The following is a 21,968-nucleotide window of genomic DNA, read 5'->3' as shown; positions in this document are numbered from 1 at the left end:
TTTAGTGTTAATTAGCTTAATTCCATTTAACACGAATAGTAAAAGTATAATATTTTTAATGCATTCATGTCTAAAAAGCATTTTGAAGCTCAAATATTTATCAAAGACACACAATGAAGAATATGATTTACTTTCTTAAGTCTTTTGTATTAGTAATATTAGCCCTATCCTCGTTTGAAGTCACCTAATTATCCCACATAGCTAGTTTTGATTGTACTATGTTTTTTAGCTTTTATATAGGCTTTAATTGAAAATCTCATCTGCCTCCATAATTGATACCTTAACCGAGGTTATGTATTTCATGGGGAGTGACGATTTAGTTATTCTTGTAGTTGCATATTTATTCCCAAAATAATATTATCTAAATAGAATTGAAGCGTAAAATACTTTTGACATTGGGTTATAGAATTGTTAAATCTAAATATTCTTTCTAAATAAGTAATAGCAATTACAGCTAAGACGTATTCTAGTCCAATGAGTTATTTGATGAGTAGCAATTTTTACCATTTGTAATTCATTGAAAATACGATGGTTATCCTAAGAGTTCGATTCTCTGTAGTCATTAAAAAGAAGCACTAAATTCAGACGAAATGTACAGAATAGTTGGCCTTTTTTGAAAAAAACCTTTGCCTTGAGAACATTCAACGATTCAGCAATTTTTATACAAAAAGCAGTCCATTAGCCTAATCATTACAATCGCCATTGGATTCACCTGAAAAATCCACAATAGCTGAAATGTTCAGCTTGTTCAGATAAGAATTTTGAAATATCCCCATTTTAATAAAAATAATTTGCTATGTTGGGTTATTCAATTGAAAACTAAATCTTATATATCTTACGCGGTCCAATTTTAAGGGTTAACGAATTTGCTAAGTCTCTCCGATATGCCGAATAAAAACAGATCAAAGATTGAAAATTCAAATTGGTTTATTTTTGTTGTATTTGTCATCTACATAGTGGTGGCTTACAAAAGCTCTGGTTACCATCATGAAGATGAACATTACCAGATTATTGAATTTGCCAATTATAAGTTAGGAATACTTCGAATTGATCAATTGGCTTGGGAATTTGAAGCTAAAATACGGCCTGGTTTTCAGCCATTTATATGTTTTTGCTTGCTTAAGTTATTTAATTGGATTGGTGTAACTGACGGATATAATATAGCCTTTTTGTTGAGAGCGATAAGTGCTATAGTGTCAATTTTTGTAATTAAGACGTTTGTCAATGCATACAAATCAACAATTGCCGAAAAATTACAAAGTTCTTTTGTTCTGCTTTCCTTTTTATTGTGGTTTTTGCCGTATATTAATGTTCGTTTTTCTTCAGAAAGCTGGTCTGGATTGATGTTTATGATTGTCCTTGCCTTCATCCAAAAGACGCGTTATAAGGAAAATTTAAGAAAGTATATTTTATTAGGAATACTGCTAGGCATTTCTATCCTTTTCCGATATCAATCGGCCCTGTTGGTGACAGGGGTTTTATTGTGGCTTATCCTGGTTTACAAAATAAACCCAAAGAATCTAATTGGCTTAATTGCTTCTTTAGGTTTAACAATTAGCGGGGGAATTTTGATTGACTTTTGGATGTATGGGGAGCTCACCCTTTCCATATATAATTATTTTTTTGTAAACCTGGTGGACGGTGTCTCCTCCAATTTTGGGGTATCTCCATTCTATCAATATCTTTATTATATTTTGTTTAGATCAGGCCCATTTGGTATATTCATATTGGTCTCTTTTGTTGTTCTTCTATATTATCAGCCCAAAAACATAATGCTTTGGACGGTCATTCCCTTTCTATTTGTTCATTCAATTATACCGCATAAGGAATTAAGGTTTTTATACCCAATAGCTAATCTGGTGCCGATTTTTCTCATTTTATCTTATCAAGGAGTATATAAGCGTTATAAACTCAGCCGATGGCGTATCATTGGCTCGGTAGGGTTGGTTTTCCTTGTAGTATTGAATATTGTTGGGCTGGTAGCTATTGCGTCTACAGGAGCTGGTAGCAATAAGACAGTCGTGACTGAATGGATACATAGACAATACGGTGATGAAAACCTTAATATTATTATAGTAAACGGGCAAAATCCATTTATTGATTGGGGTCCGCCAAAAAATAGTTATTACAGTAGTTCTAAGCTTAAATTGGATCACATAAGCTCGATCTGGCAGGATGATTTCGTTCGTCATAAAAAAGACGGCCAAGTGAACCTCTTGGTTATCTCGTATAACGATTTTACAGGTAGCCGGGCAGATCGCTTATTACGTAGATTTCATATTGTTGAAGTATACCGAAATATTCCAGAATTTCTGATTTATCTATATGAAATATACAATCCATCTCTTAACGATTTTGGCTTAAAGGTCTATGAGTTTAAATAGTTATGGCTTTCCCTCATAAAGATTAAACCCGCTTTCATAGCTATTAAAGTTATAATCAATAATTGTTTTTTGCCCTTTCACTTGTGGCCAGGGATTAATTACCCTATAAAAGAGAATGGGTTCTTTTAAGAAGTATGGATCCTCACACAAATATTGTATTTCTAAGGTTTTGTGAATTTTTAGGAAGTTTATAATTGGTAATTTTGGCAAGAAGTGCGCTGTAGTTTCTATTTGCTTATTTCCAATTTTAAATTCAATAGCTTTCACAGGACGATTTGAACTTGTGAATATATCTAGCAATATGGTATTTATCATAATTAAACTTAAGCCCAACGGCGCTAATATAAAACTTTTTGTGGGTAAGTGATTCCCTATTTTATAAGCCATATAGATGGCAATGATTAGATAAAGCGCGAGATAATATCTAAATGAGACACTCGTTGTATATAAGCACAATACACCAAAATAAGCAAAAATGAAAAATGAAAATTTAGCCTGATTTTTATGCTGTAAATCTTTTAATAGAAATCGAATGAGGTGTCCAATAAAGATAATACCTATTATTGCTCCGGCAGTTTGGACTAAGGCTGAACATTCATATGAATAAACTTGCAGAATGAATAAATAACCAGCAATGATTTGGAAAAAAGCAATTCCATGAAAAAAAATAAATAGTCCGCTAAAAAGAATAAGCAGAAACTGTATGAATTTTATTGGAACATTGATTCTTATGTTGTAGGATAAATCTGTAAGAATGATTTTGTGATATACTAAGGTCGATGTAGCTAACAAAGCTACAATTCCTATATAAATATATGCAACGTTAATAGAACCGCTAACATAACGCATTACTAAGAAAACTATAACTAGATTACACATATTTATGAACAACAGAATTAAAATCTGAATCTGCTCATTGGATTTAAAATATGCCGTCCAAAGTAAAACGCCTATAAATGCTGAGAAAGAGATACTTGAAAATATAATATGATTATAAGTACCCAAAGCATTGATGAATAAAAAAAGAAATATCCAAAGACCTCTTTTATTACTGTTTCTATTTGTGATTTTGATAAAGGAAATAAACAAAAGAGACATAAAAAATAATGTAAAGGAGTTAACTTCCCAGGCAATTCTAGGTGAGATCATAAACAGAGTTGACTGGCCAATTATTAAAAGAAAAATAGCTGTTGTTCTATAGCTTTTTTTGACAAATAAAGTATGGGCAGCTATTAGTAATCCTATTAAATTCAAAATCGCCCCACTAATTCTTAATTGTGCAACACCGGGTCCAAATAAAGTAAATACTAACTTGCTTAATAGCGCTTCAAGAATGCCAGTGTAGTTGTTCATACCGGTTAACTGATCAACGTGCTTATCCATAAAGTGAAAAGCTTTCAAACCAGACCAGGCTTCATCTGCATGCAGACCTGGGAACTCATCGAGTTTGTAAATCCAGAAGAATCCGAAATAAGTAAGAAAAAAGAAAATGGCAGGTATCAGAAAGATTTCCTTCTGCTTTGATTTTAGGAAATTAACAACATTTATCATTGCATAAAGATAATTATAAATAAAGATTAGATTTTTGCAGAAATTCTTTAAAGAGGGGAAAATGATTTATCTTTCATGCACTCTTAACGCTCAATATATGTTTAAAAATATCAGCACAATACCTTTTGTAAAGCATGTTTTGCTTAAATACCCAACAAAACCAGGTATTTTTCATCTATCAATAATTTTCCTTTCTTTATTATTTGTCTACTGGCAGGTACATTCTTTTAAATTTCTGATTGGTTGGGACGACCAATGGTTTGTCTTAAATCGGTATACAGAAGGTGGACTGAATTGGAGGAACATTTACTCTATTCTGAAAAGTTTTCATTATGGTCAGTATTCACCAGTAAATCAGATATATTATACGCTGCTTTATTATTTTTTCGGATATAATCCAGTTTATTATCATATAGCAGGGGTTATAATTCATTTATTGAATTCATTTTTAATCTATTATCTCGTAAAAAAAATATGCTTCCTGATTTCCTCATCGTCAAACTTAAAAAACAGTCAAATAGCATTTATTACGGCTCTTTTATTTGCGATTTCACCTTTTAATCAAGAACCGGTTGCCTGGGTTGCTGCGTCTAAAGTTACAATCTATGCTTTTTTCTATATCATTTCTGTTATTTTTTACTGTAACTATATCCGCTCTTCCAGACCCTTTTATTATTACTTAACACTCCTCTTTTTTTTGATCTCATTTGGTGCTAAAGAACAGGCTGTATCACTCCCTTTCTGTTTGATTCTGATTGATTATCTTAACAATAGAGATTTAAAAAATAAAATGATTTGGTACGAAAAACTCCCATTTTTCATACTCTCGCTTTTGTTTGGAATTGTGACCATACAATCCCAAGGAGTTGAGGTGATCGAAGACACCCATTTTTACCCTATGCTTCAAAGAATTGTCTTGTCTTGTTTTACCCTAAGTGAATACTTTACGAAATCGTTGGTACCAGTAAATTTATCCTACTTATATCCTTTCCCTTTTCGAGTCGATGACGTGATGCCTTTATGGCTTTGGATTTATCCAGCAGCAATAATTGGAATAATTTATTGTTATTATCCTTTTGTAAGAAAAAAATGGATTATTGCAGGTCTGGCATTTTTCATTATTCATATAGGACTAGTCATAAATATTTTTTCTCTTGCGCGATTTTCAGTGATCGCAGACAGATATGCTTATCTGGCAACTATTGGATTGTACTTTATACTTGGTTATCTGTTTATAAACGGCATGTATAATTCTAGGCATAAGAGACTGATACTTTGTGCCGGATTTATTTACTTTTCTTGTTTTCTAATTTACTCTTATATTCATTGCGGGGTATGGCTAAATACTTCGACGCTGAAAGACAAACTGAAAGGTACGATGATTAACAGAAGTGATTTTAAAATGTGGAAGAAGGAAAATTAACAGGAAATGAGAAAACAAGAATTAGTCAAAATATATTTAGGTTCATTTTTACTTGTAATCATCCTGTTACTGAATTTATATACCGCAGCAAATTATTATCATTTGGATAATATACCGTTAAGCACCTTTTATTTCTGGCAAGGAAACTGATTTTCTACCAGGCTTTAATGTAAAATAAATGCTACATTGTAAAATTTAACAAATACTAATTTCTAAATTCCTACATTCATTTAATTAATAATACATTTATGAACGACGCTCTACCACTCACTCACCTATTTTCATACTTGACATATCATATTGATTGTCAACAGAGTTCACCCGTAATGGCATCTAGTCGATGTGATATCCAATAATAACGCATCTTTCACAACATATTAACCGACCTGCTATTTATAATAGCAAACAATACCTGCTCAAAAAATCACGTGCAGTATTAAATTTTGTAAAACTGATTTATCAAAAAACAAACCAAGTATGAAAAAACGCTCTCTATTCGTAATGGCTACACTTTTTAGTGTTTGTCTTTTAATTTTTGCCTGCCGTAAGGACATCAAGAATATAGTTTATGATCAACAGATTTCTTCAGATATGTTGGAAATGGCAAAAATATGGCATCAGCGTCAAACTCAAAATGCTCCCGGAGAAATTAAGTTACGCCCACTTTGGAGAGACTCCTGGTCGGTTAAATCGTCTGATGGAAGTGAACAAATTGTAGTCCCCACGATGGAATATGATCTGGGTAATCCGCGGTACGAAGTTAAACGTGTATTCGTATTTTCAGCTAAAGGAAATCAAATTAAATCAGGAAATATATTTGAGTTTGTAAGTAATAGCTACAAAGTAGAGGATAATTTGAATAATCTAGTTTTACATAATAACGACAAATCAATTAATGGATTTACCGGATCAATTCTTCGATATGATATAAATTATTATTTAACTGGAAGTTCTGTATTCGAGAACGGAATTAAAACAGAGAAAAATTCGGAAATAACTCGAAATCCTGAATCTATGATCAAGAATAGTCAAATAAGTCTTAGAAGTGTTCGAGAGAAATCTATGGGAAGCAAAGGCTCAGGTATTCGTAATACCGTATCGGTTATTACCGAGTACACATTTAATCCAAATTGTACTTATTTAATAACGACATCAACAACCTGTACCGCTAATGGAGCCGAATGTAAAACCGTGATTGTAAGCATAACAGAATTAAGTTGTACTGCCCCAGGAGGAGGATCTGGTAGTGGCAGTGGATCAGGATGGGGTAATGGATCAGGGAGCGGGAGTGGGTCCTTTAGTAGCGGCATCATTAGTGGTGGAGGACCTATAGGAGGCAATGTAGACGTAACTGTTGTGATTCAATCTCTAAATACTGTTGATTTAGTGAAATTGTTAAAATGCTTTGCAAGTATCTCCAATACAGGCGCGACTTATAAAATAACTTTACATACTGATATACCAAAAAATGACGACCCGAATACAGATATTTCTAATTTCGAGCCTGGGCATGGATTCATTACGCTAACGAAAAAGAACGGATCAACAACAATGAGTAAAACTTTCGGGTTTTATCCTAAAGATGGAACTGGCACAGGAATTTTGAGCCTTTCAATGGGAGCCGTAGGAAGCGAAATCAATGACAATGGAGGACATGAATATAATGCAAGTATAAGCAAGGATATAACACAAAGTGCGTTTGAGTTAGCTTTAGCTACCGCGACTACAAAAAAAGACAAAAGTTATGACTTAAATGATTATAATTGTGTAGACTATGCTGTTGATGTTTACAATGCGACTCGGCCTGCAGCTGAACAGATTTCTGTTCCCAATGCTCAACTTCAGTCCGGTAATGTAACTATAACTATTGGCAGATCTCCAGGCAGCCTTTATACGAAGTTGAAAACAATGCAAACAGAAGGAAAACCAGGTATCGTGCTAGAGCCGGTAACTGCGCCAAAGACCGCGCCGGCAAAAACAGGTGTTTGCCCATAAACATAAATATATGCCTTATTTAACGAGAAATATTGGCCTACTAAATATCCTTACGGGGGTGGCATTTTGTCTTGTTGTTATATATGACACAAAAATATCAGTATTTATGTTTTTGTATTTACTAATCTCCGCGCTGACAATAACAAAGAATGCCGCCCCATTTGAAGAGTTACCGTACCTTTGCAATGCGATATATAACGGTTTAATTTTGCTTTCTCTCATAACCTTGATGTTTAGCGGATTTAAAAAAAACAGATACAAACGAATTGTTTGCGTAGTATCATCGTTATTATTATTTAGCATGCTATTTACGCCACTTTTTAATGACGGTTGGAATAACGGATTTGTGTTGTCGATGATAATCATTTTTGTTTTATTAAACTTAATGGCAATAACAGCCAACCTGTTATGCATCTACGTTCAACAGGAGAAACCTATTGATTAAGTGTATAAATTATAGATGAAAAAATTTTTTGGTATTTTTTTTATGTATCTCCTCTTCAGCCTCAATGTTAGTGCGCAATCATTATTTGAGTTTAAAGAGGATTTCGAGAAGTTGGCAGTTGGTAAATTTGCTGATATCGGAATAGATAGTTTGTTGAAAAAATATAACCATTTGCTTTATTTCTCTGATAAAGGTGCAATTTTAGCCGGGGTGCTTCAAAACAAATCAAGTGAGGAATTTTCTTTAATGGACTTCAGATTTAGCAGCCTATACGAACTTAATATAGATATGTTACTTCAAGATTCTGCCAGTAAAAAAAACCAATTAGGCTGTTTATTGGCCGCTGCAGTTTACGATAAATCTAGAATCCCATTTATTGAGGCAATACTAAAGAAAACAGACTATAAGGATTTCCGGGCAGCCTGTGCACTGATTTCATTACAATCAAAAGAAACAGAGCCGGTTATTAAGACCATTCTACATTATTCAAAAGAACCAATCGGAGCCTATTTGATTGAGCGCTTTTTAGAAATGGAAAGTAATTTGTTAGAGAAATTTGGAACCGACAATATAAATAGTACGAATACTGTCATTAGGTACTTAGCGATAAGATCATTGTCGAAAGGTAGGTTAACATCGGAAAAAGATAAATCGCTGCGAGATATAGCGGGAAGTCAAGATTCATTAAGGGGTTGGGCTATTGCTGTGCTTGCTGAATTTAATAGCAATCATATGGCTGGAATTTTGCAACCATTTATGAATGATACTGTTTTAAGGCCAATAGCGTTGAAGGCGGTTGCAAACAGTTCTTCGTCTGACGATATTCATGTGCTTGATAGCCTGATTGCACTTACCCCTAGCGATAGAGGACTGCTTGAGGCTTTGAAAGAGTCATCTAATATTTTATCCCAAAAGAAATGGCTTAAAATTATTAGAGAGCGAGAAATACCTCATGATTACTTCCCCTTTATTGAAAGAACTAAAATTATTGAAAATGATGAGTTATATGATGAGATTTGTCTCACCATCAAAAACACGACAAATTATCGTCAGATATTTCCGTTGTTTAACTACTTTTTGCAAAGAAAGGACGATAAATCCACGTCTTATCTATTAACCTGTCTTACTCAAAAAAAAATGAGTTCACTTGCTCGTGCTAATATTATTAGAGTATTAAGAGGTAGGGAAAGCGAGCTAATAAAGTCAGCTCTTCCCTCTCTTATGCAGGGTGCAACGAAAGAAGATCTAGATATATTAGAACTTCTGTTAGAGTATAAAAACTTTAACTTTAAATCCATGGTCAGTCAGTGGGTATTGGACGATACTATGGATACCGCATCAAGGGAATTATGTAATAGATATTTATTCTCTCTATGACACTCAAGTATTGGATTGTGTAGTGTAACTACAAATATGTTTCTTTAGACATCAATAGTAAAGCAAGTTTATGAAAGTTCTATTTTTTTTGTAAATTAGTATTATAGCAATTGCAGCTAAAACGTATTCAAGAGCAGTGAGTTATTCAGTGAGTAGCATATTTTAATATTTGTAATTCATTGAAAATATGTTGGTTACCCAGGGAGTTCGATTCTCGTCGGGACCACTGAAATGAGTAACAAAACGTATAAAAGCCTGCAAATCGATGATTTGGAGGCTTTTTTTGTATTGGGGTGCGCATTTTCAAAATGCTGACTCACTACAGAATATGTAGTAGGGACATGGTCCGGTCAAAGGTTTCCGAAGGCAAATAAAAGTCCCCGATGATCACCGTCGGGGACTCAAAACCACAGCATGATTTAAAAGCCGTACATTCCGCCCGACACGGAAATTTGCTCACCCGTAACCCACGCGGCATCATCGGAAGCCAGAAATACGGCTGCTTTCGCAATATCTTCGGGCTTACCTCTGCGACCAAGTGGTGTGTTGGCAATAAACATTTTTTCATACTCACTGCCGGTAGTGACGCCCGCACTAGCTGCACCTTCTGTTTCTGTAGCACCCGGCAAAATAGAATTGATGCGAATCTTTTGGATACCCAGTTCTTTCGACAAAGAGATAGTTATGGCATCTAAAGCCGCTTTAGTTGCGGAATATAACGAGGCTCCCGGAAGAGGCATCTTGCTTGCGCCTGAGCTGATATTGATTATATTGCCACCCTTATCACCAAACAATTTTAAAGCTGCCTGAATAGTTTGTATGGGACCAAGTACATTGACATTAAAACTATTATGAAAAGTTTCTGCTGATATCTGTTCAATAGGTGCATATCCCTGATAAACCGCGTTATTTACCAAAATATCCAGGCTGCCGAATGCCTTATTAGTTTCCTCAAACAACCTGTTTACATCAGCTTCTTTAGATACATCGGCCTGTACCGCAATGGCTATGCCTCCGTTGTCAGTAATTTCCTTCACCACTTTATCTGCACCTTCTTTACTTGAAGCGTAATTCACAACTACCTTTGCGCCTTCTGCCGCAAAGTGTTTGGCGATAGAGGCACCTATTCCTTTCGAAGCACCGGTAACTACCGCTACTTTGTTTTCTAATTTACTCATGATTTTTATGTATTAATATATCCAAAGATCCTGACTTACAGGGAACTGGATATTGATATGGATCATTAAGTAAGCTTGACCCAGATCAAGTTAAGGCGATGACCTTAATCACTTTAATCGGATAAGGAATTGTAAAATAACAACTTAACAAAGATGCAAAAAAGCAAAGCAGTTAAATGCTAGAGCGGTCACTACTGCTTATATCGATTGAGATTAGATTTATTTAAAAGAATTTTTCTTTAATCTGCTCAAAGTTTCCGGGGACAAGCCCAGATAAGAAGCGATCATGTTTTGCGGGAACCGTTGTAGAAACTGCGGATAATTGCTGATCAAGTCCTCGTAACGCTCTTCAGCGGTATAGATCATAGCGGCCTGCATTCTTTTTTGTGTTGCAATGGTGTTATTTTGACTAATTACGTTGGACATCGCTGAAAAGGCAGGTATATGCTTAAGAAACTCCTCAATTTGAGCATTGGTAGATTGCAGCACCTCCAGATTCTCCAGCGCTTCAATATTAAAGCGGCTTGGCGTTAACAGGTAAAAGCTTTCAAAATCCACTATCCACCAGTTTTCCAAAGACAATTTCAGTATATGTTCATGCCCTTTGTCATCTACCGTAAAGGTCCTGGCGGATCCTTTTACAATAAACGCAATATATTTGCACACGTCCCCTTCCTGTAAGAAGTATTGTCTTTTTCGAAGTTTTTTGGGTTTAAAATGTGCCATTAACAAATGCTTGTCATCCTCTGAGAGCAATTTGCCAGATGTTTCTTGAATGTAATAGAAAAGCGTCTCAAAATTTGACATCGTTCAAGTATATAATTATTCGCAATTTACTCAAGCTTCCTGATAAAAGAACAAGAAAAGCAAACATCTTAAATCACTAAGTAAGCCATGACTGTGTATCAATCGGAGAAAGTTTGAACTTCAACAGGAAAAGGTTACTTTAGAGAACATAATGGCTTCTTCTGTTGCTAAGCACTTAAACCAACTTAAATGATAAATGAACGTTTCGAATGTGAAATTTTAAGAGCTAGCAGGATTAGGCTATTGCAATTAATGGAAACAAGTAACTACGAAATATTATTTAAAATTCCAGAGGGTTTTAACAATAATATAATTTGGCAAATCGGTCATTGTATTACTTCTCAACAGAGGCATATGTATATGCGTAGCGGGTTACCAATGTATATATCTAAGGAATTCATGGAGTCCTTCAAAATTGGATCGTCTCCGGGTTCTTGGAAAATTACTCCGGATGTTAACGAGGTGAAACATTTATTGATTGATACAGTTAACCACCTTGAATCCGATCTTGAATCCAGATTATTTGTCAACTATAACCCGTTTGAGTTACCCATCGGAATTCAAGTGAAAAATCATGTCCAGGCTTTACAAGCCGCTAATTATCACGAAGCGGAGCATAGTGGGAAGATTTTTACGTATTTGAAGTTGTTAGTCAAAGAATGACGTACTCAATATGATCTTTCTATACGGTAGTGCTTTCTGAATTGTGAAGTAGACACTTTTCACAACTAAAAGAGTTGGGAGAAGTGTCTACTGGAAAGATTGGCTTATAAGGAACTACCGCCAAGGGTAGAATATAAGTTGTCTGAAAAAGGCTTAGCTAAAACCCAAATGGTTGATTTGATGACCTTCTTGTTATTCAGAATTAATGAACTAACACAGAGTTGATTTGCTGATACAGTGCTTCTTTGTCGCTTGGGCGTAAAGCCTTACTTACGGCTACCTTTCCCTCTTTATCAAAAATGAAATACTGGGGGTAGTATTCAGCTTTATCCTGGTTGTCTGCCAATAATTCTTTCCATAGCGGGGCTATAGTTTGTCTGTTCTTACGGAAGTGTACTCCTGTTAACCCGTTTACTTTAATGAACTCTTTCCAGATGGCATCGCGATCTTCCTCATCCATATCCAGATAAAGAAATATAACATCCTTATTGGTAAAAGCAGATTTGAGTTGAGGCATAAATTTAAGCTCCTCTTTGCAGGGGCCACACCATGTGCCCCAAACATCAAGATAAACCACTTTGCCTTTATACTTAGCTATAACATCATAAACTGATTGTATTTTGTCGTAATCCTTTAAAACCACGATATCAGTGTTTGATTCGTTCTGAGCAAGCATTTGCCTTAATGAATTTACTTTTTGATCAATCTCCTGATTAAATTTGCTTTGAGGAAACCGCTTTTTAAATACTTCTGAAAGCGCAGCGATTTGCCTTAGGTCTTTGTCATAGTACAAGTTTATGATCTGCTGATATGTATACTGTTCGGTAACTGGTTCAGGAAAGTTCTTGGTACTGCCCACCCACCTCCAATATGGCTTTCCATATTTTTTTACTACTACATTGGCACTATCTAAACTGATCCCATAGTACGGTATCGGTTCGGTGGGCTTGATGTTATCTTTTTTAATCTTTAAAAAAGCTTTGGTTTCCAGGTACCGGAGATAGTTGTCGGCAAAGGAGTAATACTGAAGACCAGCAGGAAAAACTTCAGGTTTAATGATGCTATTATCAAAAAGATTAATAATCATGCTGTCGATAGCAGGCTTATTGTTGAGCTGTGTTCTCGCAAAATCATTTAGATAATTGTAAGCAAGATATTTTACTTCTGATATGATCAGCTTTTTGTTCTTCAACGAAATTTTTGAGGCCGTTATGATATCGATTTTTTCATCTCGTTTAGCAAGATAAGGCTGGATCAGCTTAGCATTCAATTCAGTAAAATTAAGACCTCCATAAAGATGTGCTGCCTGTTCTTCCATAAAGGCCGGATTTTCCATTATGTTGATTTTTTGCAGCAGCTTGTTTTCCAACAAAGCAGTACCTGATAAGAGCTCAAGGTTTTTATTATTTTCGTTTATACTAGCTGTTAAATTTTTATTCCTGGTGATCAGAAGCGTGTAAAACTGTCTTTGAAAAATCAAGCTGACAAAATTTTGTGTTTCAGTAGGTAGGGTGATATTGAATGTGCCATTTTTCGCTACAGGAATAGATATAGAATTCTCTTTATGAAAACCGTATACCAATGGAATGTTGACGACTAGATCTTCTTTGCCAGTATAATTTAGGATTTTTCCCATAAGGTTAAACTGGGCCGAAGCCTGTATAACAACAAACATTAAGCACAATAGAGCAATATTTTTTTTCATACCTGATTGTTTTTTAACACAATAATAACCTTTAGATGAACTGATTTATTAAAATGTGATGAACAACGGTAAAAATGTGATGAATCAGAAAACTTACTCAATGAATGAACTCACTATCCTTTCTTTTTTAGATCCTTAACGATGTATTCAACCCACTGCTTTCCTGGTATTTTGAGTTTAACATCAGGACTAAAGCCGGCCTCATCAATTGGATTTTTATCGGTCCAGCTCGATTTTGAAACGGGCATCATTAGAATTAGCTCTTTACATGGAAGTGGAGTTGTTGAAGTTGGGCCTTCATAATCCATCATTCCTACACTATTTGAACCGTATCTTGTGGTTTTTTTGCTTTGTTTCATCAATTGAAAAAAGTATTCTGTAGAACTCCCGCAAAGTTCATCAGTTATTAGCGCTACCCGGGAGGGATTGCCGAGAACAGAATCAATTGGAATAGTTAATCCAGGAACTTCATAAAAGGTACTTTTAGCGGTCGGGAGCTCCTCGTAGATTTTTTTGAGTGTGCTTATATATTCATCGGGATAATATTTCTTTGCATCCTCGGGCAAAGGATTTTTTACAAGAGATTCAAGCTCCGATCTTTTAATCTGGACATTGTCTTTTGATATGCGAAGTAAGGGGGCGTCCTGTTTAATGGGATTGGTTATTACATAAGGCAATAGAAAGCTCCAGCCGGAATTGCCTCCTCCATTTCCACGGAGATCGATGATCAGGTACTTACTATTTCTAATAGCTTTGTCGTTTGTTGCAACCAATTTCTCGATCTTACTGTCGTTGTTAAAGAAGGTTGGAATTTTGATATAACTGGTTTCTTCATCTAACTGATTAAAATCTAATCCATTGTTATTATTCTTCCATGTGTTTAACTCCCTTTTTTCACTAGCCGTCATTTCTCTTGGTGAAATCCTTCCAAAAAGTGAAAAATTCCATAATTGCAATAAGCCGCCTCTTTGCTGAGCATAAAAATCTATGCTGTTCAACACATTGTATTGTTGTAACAGATAACCCTTTTTGTGGGGTTTTAGTTTAAAATAAACCAAACCTTTTGGAAGCTTTTCATCCTTTGCTTTAAGGATAATGGCCTTGTATTCGTTATCTGGAAATATCTTTATTCCCAGGGTGATTGAGCTGTCTGGATTGGTCCATATACCTTCAACGCTATTGTCAGGTTTCAGGATTTTGAAGTAAGATTCATCAATGTCTTCTTTCTCATTGTCGTAATCATTTTTATTCAGGTAGGATAATGAGAAATGTTTGTCCTTAAAAAATCTTATATAGTCTTTTATGAGGTAGAAACATTTTTTTGCATTGCTTTCATTTCCTGCCTTTGCACGTAGACTGGTTATTAGATTATCATAATCAGACTTTGTCTTTTCATCCACTTTAGTGGGGAAGCCAGCATAGTTGATTTCAGTTTTAACAATGGTTTCATTTAAATTGTCCAGACAGTTACACGATACCTGTTGTGCTATTAGTAAATAAGGGAATGCAAGGATGATAAGAAGGGCGCTCAATTTTTTCATTGCGGTAATTTGGTTGAGGATTAATATATTAAAGATGTCAGGTTTTTAGTTTTTATTACAAGCCTTAAATTAGATAAAAAGCGTAAGATTATTAGCCCAAAAAATTGTCACCAGAATAGAAATGATGTAAATTGCGCAAAAATTAATTATGAGCCCAGTAAACGTTATTCCTGAATACAAGAATTTTAGTGAGTTTTATATTCAAGCGGTTCTTCCTTACAAAGAATTAAATCCAACTCATATTAGGTTAGATGGAAAAATGCTAGGGAATACAAGAAATTTTTCAGCTTATTTTTGGTATTTAGATAAAAAATGGAAAGTTGGCGCTGATACGCACATTGATCGACTGAAACTGGCTTTTGAAGCATGCAAAGCAAGTGACGAGCCATTCGTAGTAAAGTATACCAGAGATAAAAAGGGAGAATATTTAGAGATTAAGGGGCAACCGATAAGGGATAAGAAGTTCTATGTTTATAAAGCGTGAGAGAAGTAAGGATCATAAAAAAACCTTTAGATGAAGATCTAAAGATTTTAAATTCATAACATCTTTAATCAGTCGAATTACTTTAATTCGTCAAGTTTTACGCTTTTCAAAAATGATTCTAATTCCTGAAGACTGTATCCTGTTCCATCCAAGCTTACAGAATACCTGTCTTTGTAAAGGAATTTGATAGATGAGCTAACTGAGCTTTCAGATTTGGTTTCCTCTGTTATAGAACGAATGCCATTAACGTCTACTGTTTTAGACACAGTTCCATTAGATTCTGATTCTCTGTCCATACTTAGTGTCATGGCCATTAAAGAAATAATAGCGCTTCCAGATTCTCCTGCGCCATCAATGATGCCAACTTTTACATATTTACTGTCGTCGCCATATTCAGCTTCAATAGTGCTCAGGCCACTTACAGCATAACCGCCAGCACTAAAGCTTTTTCTTTTCAACCCGTCGAGTGTTTCTGGTACTGCAGCTTTCAGCTGCTCATTGGTTAGGGGTGTTAGTTTTTTTAGTTCAGCGGTCATCTCCTCCATCTTATCTGCGGATTGAGCCACCTTATTCAGATTACTGACTTTGTCGATAACACTGCCAGTCCCTGAATCACTTTCTTCTTTTTTTTGATTACCACAAGAGAGCATTAAAAATGCCATGCCTGCTAGTATAGATTTTTTCAGCATAGGATTATATTTAAATGTTTCCGAATGTAATAAATATATCAGAATTAGTATGTTAAATTCTGATGAATATTTTATCTAATTGTTTAGCTGACAGTGTGTTTGTTTCCATATGTTCGCTTTATTAAGGTCTTTTTCATTATAATTGCTAAGTTTACTTCAAAATGAACTTTAATCCAAACCTAAACCAAGTGATTGTGAGTAGTTAAGCCCTAAATGCCTGTCAATATTCAAGGGCAAATTGTTTTGTGATCTTACTTTACTTTTTTTTTGGCCGGGAGCCACATTAACCCAATATTTTTATGCTTAAAACTAAATACTTTAAAATTTACCTTGCTGTATTCTCAACAGTTTGCACTTCTGTTGTATTTTATGCCTGCAAAACGGTAGTGCCTAAAACGCCTGCTACTCCGGCGTCTAGTGTTGCTAAACCAGCAAAACCTGCCCGTATCCTGGTGTTTTCAAAAACCAAGGGCTTTTATCATGCTTCTATTCCGGCTGGTATTGCTGCTCTACAAAAGCTTGGTAAAGAGAATAATTTTATTGTAGATACAACTAAGAATTCAGCTTATTTTGTTCAGGATAGTTTAAAAAACTACAGTGCTGTAATCTTTTTAAGCACCACTATGAATGTATTAAATGCCGATGAGCAGGTAGCTTTTGAAAGGTATATTCAATCTGGTGGTGGTTACGCCGGAGTTCATGCTGCGGCAGATACAGAATACGATTGGCCTTGGTATAATAAGCTTGTTGGAGCTTATTTTAAAAGCCATCCGGGTAATCCTAATGTGCGTAAGGCAACTATTGATGTGATTGACACGACCCATATATCGACTAAGGGCTTGCCAAAAAGATGGGACCGCACAGACGAATGGTATAACTATAAAAGCATACAAGACGATATAAAGGTGCTGGCTAAATTAGATGAAGATAGCTACGAAGGCGGAGAAAACGGAGAGAACCATCCTATTGCCTGGTACCATGAATTCGATGGCGGCCGCGCTTTTTATACAGGCGGCGGACATACCGACGAAAGCTTTAGCGAACCATTATTTTTAACTCACCTCCTTGGGGGTATTAAGTATGCCATTGGTACCAACGTTGCATTGGATTATTCAAAAGCATACGCAGTTAAAAAGCCAGAGGATAATCGTTTTACTAAAACCGTTTTATCTAATGATTTAAATGAGCCTATGGAATTATCTGTAGCTCCGGATGGCAGGGTGTTTTTTATTGAGCGCGCCGGTAATTTTTACGTATACAATCCTGCCGATGGTAAAACTACATTGGTTTACAACTTTCCTGTGAAGGCTGTTGATAAATACCTAAATGGTTTGTTGGGGATGACTATTGATCCGGACTTTGCAAAAAATAACTATTTGTATTTCTTTTATACCGCCTCTGCAGGTGATAAATACAAACAGCATATTTCTCGCTTTAAAATTAGTAAGGAAAATGAGCTTGATCTTAAATCTGAGCAGGTGATTATAGAGGTCCCAATTGATCTTGAAGTAAGTGCTCATACAGGTGGTTCTTTAGCCTGGGATAAGTACAAGAATCTATATATTTCAACCGGGGATAATACTGTGCCTTTTGAATCTGATGGTTTTGCTCCTATTGATAGAAGAGATAATCGTTTAACATTTGATGCAGAAAGATCGGCAGGAAATACAAACGACTTGCGCGGCAAGATCCTGCGGATTCATCCTGAGGCAGATGGAAGTTATACCATTCCTGAAGGGAATTTATTTGCTAAAGGAACACCAAAAACACGTCCGGAAATTTATGTAATGGGTTGTCGTAACCCTTATAGAATGTCTGTAGATCCTGAAACTTCTATCGTGTATTGGGGAGAAGTTGGACCAGATTCTGGTACTGATGGTTTACAGGGGCCACGTGGATACGATGAATTTAATCAGGCAAAAAAAGCTGGAAATTATGGCTGGCCATATTTTGTTGGTGATAATAAGGCTTATAAAGAGTATGATTTTGCGACCAAAAAAGTAGGAGATTTCTTTGATGTAAACGGTCCTGCAAACAATTCCCCATATAGTACCGGTGCTCAAATATTGCCACCGGCTCAAAAAGCGATGGTGTGGTATCCTTATAACAGATCAGAAGAATTCCCTGCTTTGGGACAAGGCGGAAGATGTGCTATGGGCGGGCCTGTATATCATTATAATGCAGCGCTTAAATCCGATACTAAGTTCCCTGAGTATTATGATAAAGCACTTTTTATGTACGATTGGATGAGAAACTGGGTGTTTGCAGTGCGTCTGGATGAGAATCAAAACTATGTACGCATGGAGCCTTTTATGGAAACTAATGGCGATTTTAGACGCCCTATTGATATAGAGGTTGGGCCAGAAGGATCATTTTATATGTTGGAATATGGATCTGTATACGGGATAGATAATGTTGATGCGCGTTTGGTTCGTATTGATTACAATGGTGGAAACCGTGCTCCGTTTGCTAAAATTGAAACCAAAGATACTATTGGAATTGCTCCATACAAAGTTGCTTTTACCTCGAAGAGCTATGATAATGACGATGATGATAAACTGTCGTACGAGTGGAGCTTTGAAGGAAACAAGATCGCATCAACAGAACAAAATGTTAACTATACATTTCAAAAAAACGGCATATACAACGCTATTTTAAAAGTAACTGATGCAGCGGGTAAAAGCGGGTTGGATACGGTTGTGATTAAGGTAGGTAATACGATGCCTCAGGTAGCCATAATTACAACAAGTAATAGTTCTTTCTTTTTCCCTAAGGCAACTAATTTTAATTATAAAGTTGATGTAAAGGATAATGAAGATAAGGTGATAGATGCAAAAAAGGTAAAGGTGAACCTTGATTTTATTGCAAAGGTAGAAAGCAATCAGGCGCTGGTAGGTCATCAGGAGATTACACCTACATATAATTTTGGTAAATCTTTAGTTGCTAAAAGCGACTGTAAAGCTTGCCATCAGATAAATGGTAAATCAGTGGGTCCTTCGTTTATGCAGGTTGCACAACGTTATACCGGTAACAAAGATGCAGTAAGTCGTTTGGCTAAGAAGATCATTGTTGGAGGTGGCGGTGTTTGGGGAGAACATGCAATGAGTGCACACCCTCAGATTTCTAATGATGATGCAACTGAGATTGTTAAATATATTTTAAGCTTAAATGCCAAAAAAACTAATGCTGCGTTGCCACAACAAGGAGCCGTTGCTTTAAAACAGCATTTAGCTAATAAGGATCAGGGTAGGTACATTTTCTCTGCGTCGTATACTGACAAGGGCGGGGCGATAACTCCTTTAACAAAAAAAGAGACGATTGTGTTGCGTCCGGCAAAAGTACAGGCAGAAGATGCAGATGTTTTTAATAACGTAGATAAAAATGACAGGTATGTTGGTAGCATCCATAACAAGTCTTATATCGTGTTTAAAAATATTGACCTTAGGAACATTAATAAACTTACCTATTATTATGCTTCGGCAAATCATAGTGGAACTATAGAGGTGCATATCGATTCTCCAAAAGGAGAAATAATTAGTACGGCTAATTTTACCTCAACAGGTAAGTGGGAAAAGTACACTGAATTAAGCACGTCTGTAAAAAACCCGGGGGGTAAACATGATCTTTATTTTGTGTTTTTAAAGAATACCCCACCAAATAGAGATTTGATAAGTATAGATTGGATCAATTTCGAATAAATACCTCATGGCAAAGTATATTGTATTTTTATCGCTGATGTTTTTGGTTCCGTATTGTAATGCGCAACAGGTGATCCCATTATATTCAGGTAAAATACCAAATGCCAAGCCTATATCAAATCAAGAGCAGAGGATCGGTAATCCAGACGTAGATAGTCTTACTTCTAACGTGTCTGTTCCTACTCTTTCTGTTTATTTGCCCCCAAAGGGTTTGGCAAATGGAACTTCTGTTATCATTTGTCCTGGCGGAGGATATCATGTGCTACTTACAAAAAGAGAAGGCAGCGATGCAGCCAGAGCATTTGCGAAAATGGGGGTAACGGCTTTTGTATTAAAGTATAGGCTGCCGAACGATAAGATAATGTTGGACAAGTCTATCGGGCCTCTGCAGGATGCCCAACAGGCAATTAAGATAGTGAGACAGAGGGCTAAAGAATGGAACATTGACCCCAAAAAGATAGGTATTCTGGGGTTTTCTGCCGGAGGCCATCTTGCCGCAACTGCGGGAACACATTTTAATAAACCAGTTATTGAAAATCGAGAAGGAATTAGCGTTAGGCCAAATTTTATGCTGCTTATAAATCCGGTGATCTCTTTTACCGACAAGATTGGTCATATTGGATCCAGAGATAATCTTCTTGGCCCCTCTCCAACAGAAGAAAAGATAAAACTTTACTCCAATGAGTTGCAGGTAACAGAAGAAACGCCGCCAACGATTTTAATTCATTCGGATGCTGATCAGGTTGTACCTGTAGCCAATAGTGTTGAGTTTTACAGAGCGCTTAAAGAAAACAAGGTATCTGGAGAATTGCATATTTACGCAAAAGGAGAGCATGGGTTTTTAACTGCTCCTTCTTTTGATGAATGGTTTGGGCGATGCATTTTCTGGATGAAAAGCATGTCTTTGATCTGATACTAAAATAAAAAAGAATATTAGGATATATTTGCTGTATGTCATCACATCATATCATTCGGGAAAAACAAGAGCCGGCACTATATATCCACTATTTAGGGGACTTTAATGAAGAATATTTAGGTCAGCTGCTGGAATGGAGCCCAACTTTAATCGTTAGCGCTGCGGTTTATGAAAAGGCCATCAGTCTTGGCTTAAAGGTGGATATTGTGGTCAATTCAAATGACCAGGATTTTCAGGAAAATACAAAAGTAATTCATGCTAAATCTGAGGAATTAGATGCTGTTTTAGATTATTTGATTGCTGAAAAATACCCTGCAGTAAATGTTATTGATTCAAAAAGCGACTTAAGGGAACTGGGAAGTTATATTGATGCGATAAACATTGTGGTATTTACTGAAACTGAAAAATCATACGCTATTAAATCGGGATTTAAAGTATGGAAACCCAAAGACAGCATTTTTAATATTGAAGTTGTCTCTTATTTTGAAACAAGTAATTTAAAGCAAACAGAAAATAATACTTTTGAGGTAATAAATGATGGATTTGTGGAGTTCCTATTCAACGTACCATATCTGTTTATTAGTGAGGTATTGTAATTAGATAAAGAAGCTTTTATGATAATTTTAAGGAAAGCAAAAGAAGAGGATATTGCCACTATTCAGGATCTGGCAGATAGGACATGGCGAATTACGTATGCCGAATATCTTTCAACCGAACAGATTGATTATATGTTAGAGAAAATGTATAACCGGGGAGAATTGCTTTCGCAATTGGAGAAGGGGCATACATTTTTGATAGCTGAGGAAGATAATGAAGACCTGGGTTTTGCAGGGTTTTCGGTTATAGAGCCTGAAAGCCATGCTTATAAACTACATAAGTTATATGTTTTGCCCCAAACGCACGGAAGGGGTGTAGGTAAGCTATTGATAAACGAAGTTTTTAACCTGGTAAAAAGGGCGGGCGGTAAATCACTTCAGTTAAATGTTAATAAGAACAATAAGGCCAAAGACTTTTATGAAAGAGCAGGTTTTATAATAAAAGAAACCGTTGTCCTGGATATCGGAAACGGTTTCGTTATGGACGATTACGTCATGGAGAAACCCATCATATAG

General features: G+C 35.8%; 17 protein-coding genes. 11 read left to right on the top strand and 6 right to left on the bottom strand.

Translation table 11 applies throughout. The annotated features are described in order from the left end of the window. Window positions 1-884: 884 nt before the first annotated feature. On the top strand, window positions 885-2,384 hold the full coding sequence (locus HQN86_RS01425) for a glycosyltransferase family protein (RefSeq protein ID WP_172659265.1): 1,500 nt from the start codon (window positions 885-887) through the stop codon (window positions 2,382-2,384). Here the strand turns inward: HQN86_RS01425 and HQN86_RS01420 are convergent, their stop codons facing one another. Further along, on the bottom strand, window positions 2,385-3,935 hold the full coding sequence (locus HQN86_RS01420; protein ID WP_172659264.1) for a hypothetical protein: 1,551 nt from the start codon (window positions 3,933-3,935) through the stop codon (window positions 2,385-2,387). Between the two features lie 97 nt (window positions 3,936-4,032). Here HQN86_RS01420 and HQN86_RS01415 point away from each other — a divergent pair, with 97 nt between their 5' ends. The 3 genes from HQN86_RS01415 (at window position 4,033) to HQN86_RS01405 (ending at window position 9,175) form a co-directional block, all read left to right on the top strand. Beyond that, a complete protein-coding gene (locus tag HQN86_RS01415; RefSeq protein WP_172659263.1) occupies window positions 4,033-5,358 on the top strand; it encodes a hypothetical protein in 1,326 nt (441 codons plus the stop codon). Between the two features lie 477 nt (window positions 5,359-5,835). Beyond that, window positions 5,836-7,353, top strand: coding sequence for a hypothetical protein (locus tag HQN86_RS26685; RefSeq protein ID WP_216854305.1), 1,518 nt, complete (start codon window positions 5,836-5,838; stop codon window positions 7,351-7,353). A 460-nt stretch (window positions 7,354-7,813) separates the two neighbouring features. Next, the gene (locus HQN86_RS01405) at window positions 7,814-9,175 is read left to right on the top strand and encodes a hypothetical protein (RefSeq protein WP_172659262.1); all 1,362 of its coding nucleotides are present in this window, start codon (window positions 7,814-7,816) and stop codon (window positions 9,173-9,175) included. 419 nt (window positions 9,176-9,594) lie between these two features. Here HQN86_RS01405 and HQN86_RS01400 read toward each other — a convergent pair whose 3' ends face one another. Continuing rightward, complete coding sequence (locus HQN86_RS01400; RefSeq protein ID WP_172659261.1) at window positions 9,595-10,353, bottom strand: SDR family NAD(P)-dependent oxidoreductase; 759 nt, start codon at window positions 10,351-10,353, stop codon at window positions 9,595-9,597. A 219-nt stretch (window positions 10,354-10,572) separates the two neighbouring features. Next, window positions 10,573-11,160 (bottom strand): Crp/Fnr family transcriptional regulator, encoded by a 588-nt coding sequence (locus HQN86_RS01395; protein WP_172659260.1) that lies wholly within the window; start codon window positions 11,158-11,160, stop codon window positions 10,573-10,575. Window positions 11,161-11,349: 189 nt separating this feature from the next. On the opposite strand from HQN86_RS01395, the gene HQN86_RS01390 reads away from it, so the two are divergent. Continuing rightward, entirely contained in the window at window positions 11,350-11,823 is a 474-nt protein-coding gene (locus HQN86_RS01390) for a DinB family protein (protein WP_172659259.1), read from the top strand. A 90-nt stretch (window positions 11,824-11,913) separates the two neighbouring features. Further along, the gene (locus HQN86_RS27120) at window positions 11,914-12,048 is read left to right on the top strand and encodes a winged helix-turn-helix transcriptional regulator (protein ID WP_353935619.1); all 135 of its coding nucleotides are present in this window, start codon (window positions 11,914-11,916) and stop codon (window positions 12,046-12,048) included. On the opposite strand, the gene HQN86_RS27030 is transcribed toward HQN86_RS27120, so the two are convergent. Both HQN86_RS27030 and HQN86_RS01375 read right to left on the bottom strand, forming a co-directional pair. Further along, window positions 12,026-13,528 (bottom strand): TlpA family protein disulfide reductase, encoded by a 1,503-nt coding sequence (locus HQN86_RS27030; RefSeq protein WP_172659258.1) that lies wholly within the window; start codon window positions 13,526-13,528, stop codon window positions 12,026-12,028. The two genes, HQN86_RS27120 and HQN86_RS27030, sit on opposite strands and share 23 nt — an antisense overlap. A gap of 113 nt (window positions 13,529-13,641) precedes the next feature. Then, window positions 13,642-15,069: a S41 family peptidase gene (locus tag HQN86_RS01375; protein WP_172659257.1), complete on the bottom strand. Its 1,428-nt coding sequence runs from the start codon at window positions 15,067-15,069 to the stop codon at window positions 13,642-13,644. Window positions 15,070-15,217: 148 nt separating this feature from the next. Here HQN86_RS01375 and HQN86_RS01370 point away from each other — a divergent pair, with 148 nt between their 5' ends. After that, the gene (locus tag HQN86_RS01370) at window positions 15,218-15,553 is read left to right on the top strand and encodes a hypothetical protein (protein WP_172659256.1); all 336 of its coding nucleotides are present in this window, start codon (window positions 15,218-15,220) and stop codon (window positions 15,551-15,553) included. Between the two features lie 77 nt (window positions 15,554-15,630). Here HQN86_RS01370 and HQN86_RS01365 read toward each other — a convergent pair whose 3' ends face one another. Beyond that, complete coding sequence (locus tag HQN86_RS01365; protein ID WP_172659255.1) at window positions 15,631-16,242, bottom strand: hypothetical protein; 612 nt, start codon at window positions 16,240-16,242, stop codon at window positions 15,631-15,633. Window positions 16,243-16,541: 299 nt separating this feature from the next. On the opposite strand from HQN86_RS01365, the gene HQN86_RS01360 reads away from it, so the two are divergent. Genes HQN86_RS01360 through HQN86_RS01345 form a run of 4 tightly spaced genes read left to right on the top strand, consistent with a single transcriptional unit; the run spans window position 16,542 to window position 21,968 of the window. After that, window positions 16,542-19,940, top strand: coding sequence for a ThuA domain-containing protein (locus tag HQN86_RS01360; protein WP_172659254.1), 3,399 nt, complete (start codon window positions 16,542-16,544; stop codon window positions 19,938-19,940). A 7-nt stretch (window positions 19,941-19,947) separates the two neighbouring features. Then, a complete protein-coding gene (locus HQN86_RS01355; protein ID WP_172659253.1) occupies window positions 19,948-20,853 on the top strand; it encodes an alpha/beta hydrolase in 906 nt (301 codons plus the stop codon). 38 nt (window positions 20,854-20,891) lie between these two features. After that, window positions 20,892-21,452 (top strand): thiamine pyrophosphokinase, encoded by a 561-nt coding sequence (locus HQN86_RS01350; protein ID WP_172659252.1) that lies wholly within the window; start codon window positions 20,892-20,894, stop codon window positions 21,450-21,452. Window positions 21,453-21,470: 18 nt separating this feature from the next. Then, window positions 21,471-21,968 carry a GNAT family N-acetyltransferase gene (locus HQN86_RS01345; protein ID WP_172659251.1) on the top strand — a complete coding sequence of 166 codons (498 nt, stop codon included), beginning with the start codon at window positions 21,471-21,473 and terminating at the stop codon, window positions 21,966-21,968.

The organism is Pedobacter panaciterrae (assembly GCF_013204795.1).
Lineage (GTDB): Bacteria > Bacteroidota > Bacteroidia > Sphingobacteriales > Sphingobacteriaceae > Pedobacter > Pedobacter panaciterrae.
This window is presented reverse-complemented; position numbering and strand designations above follow the sequence as displayed.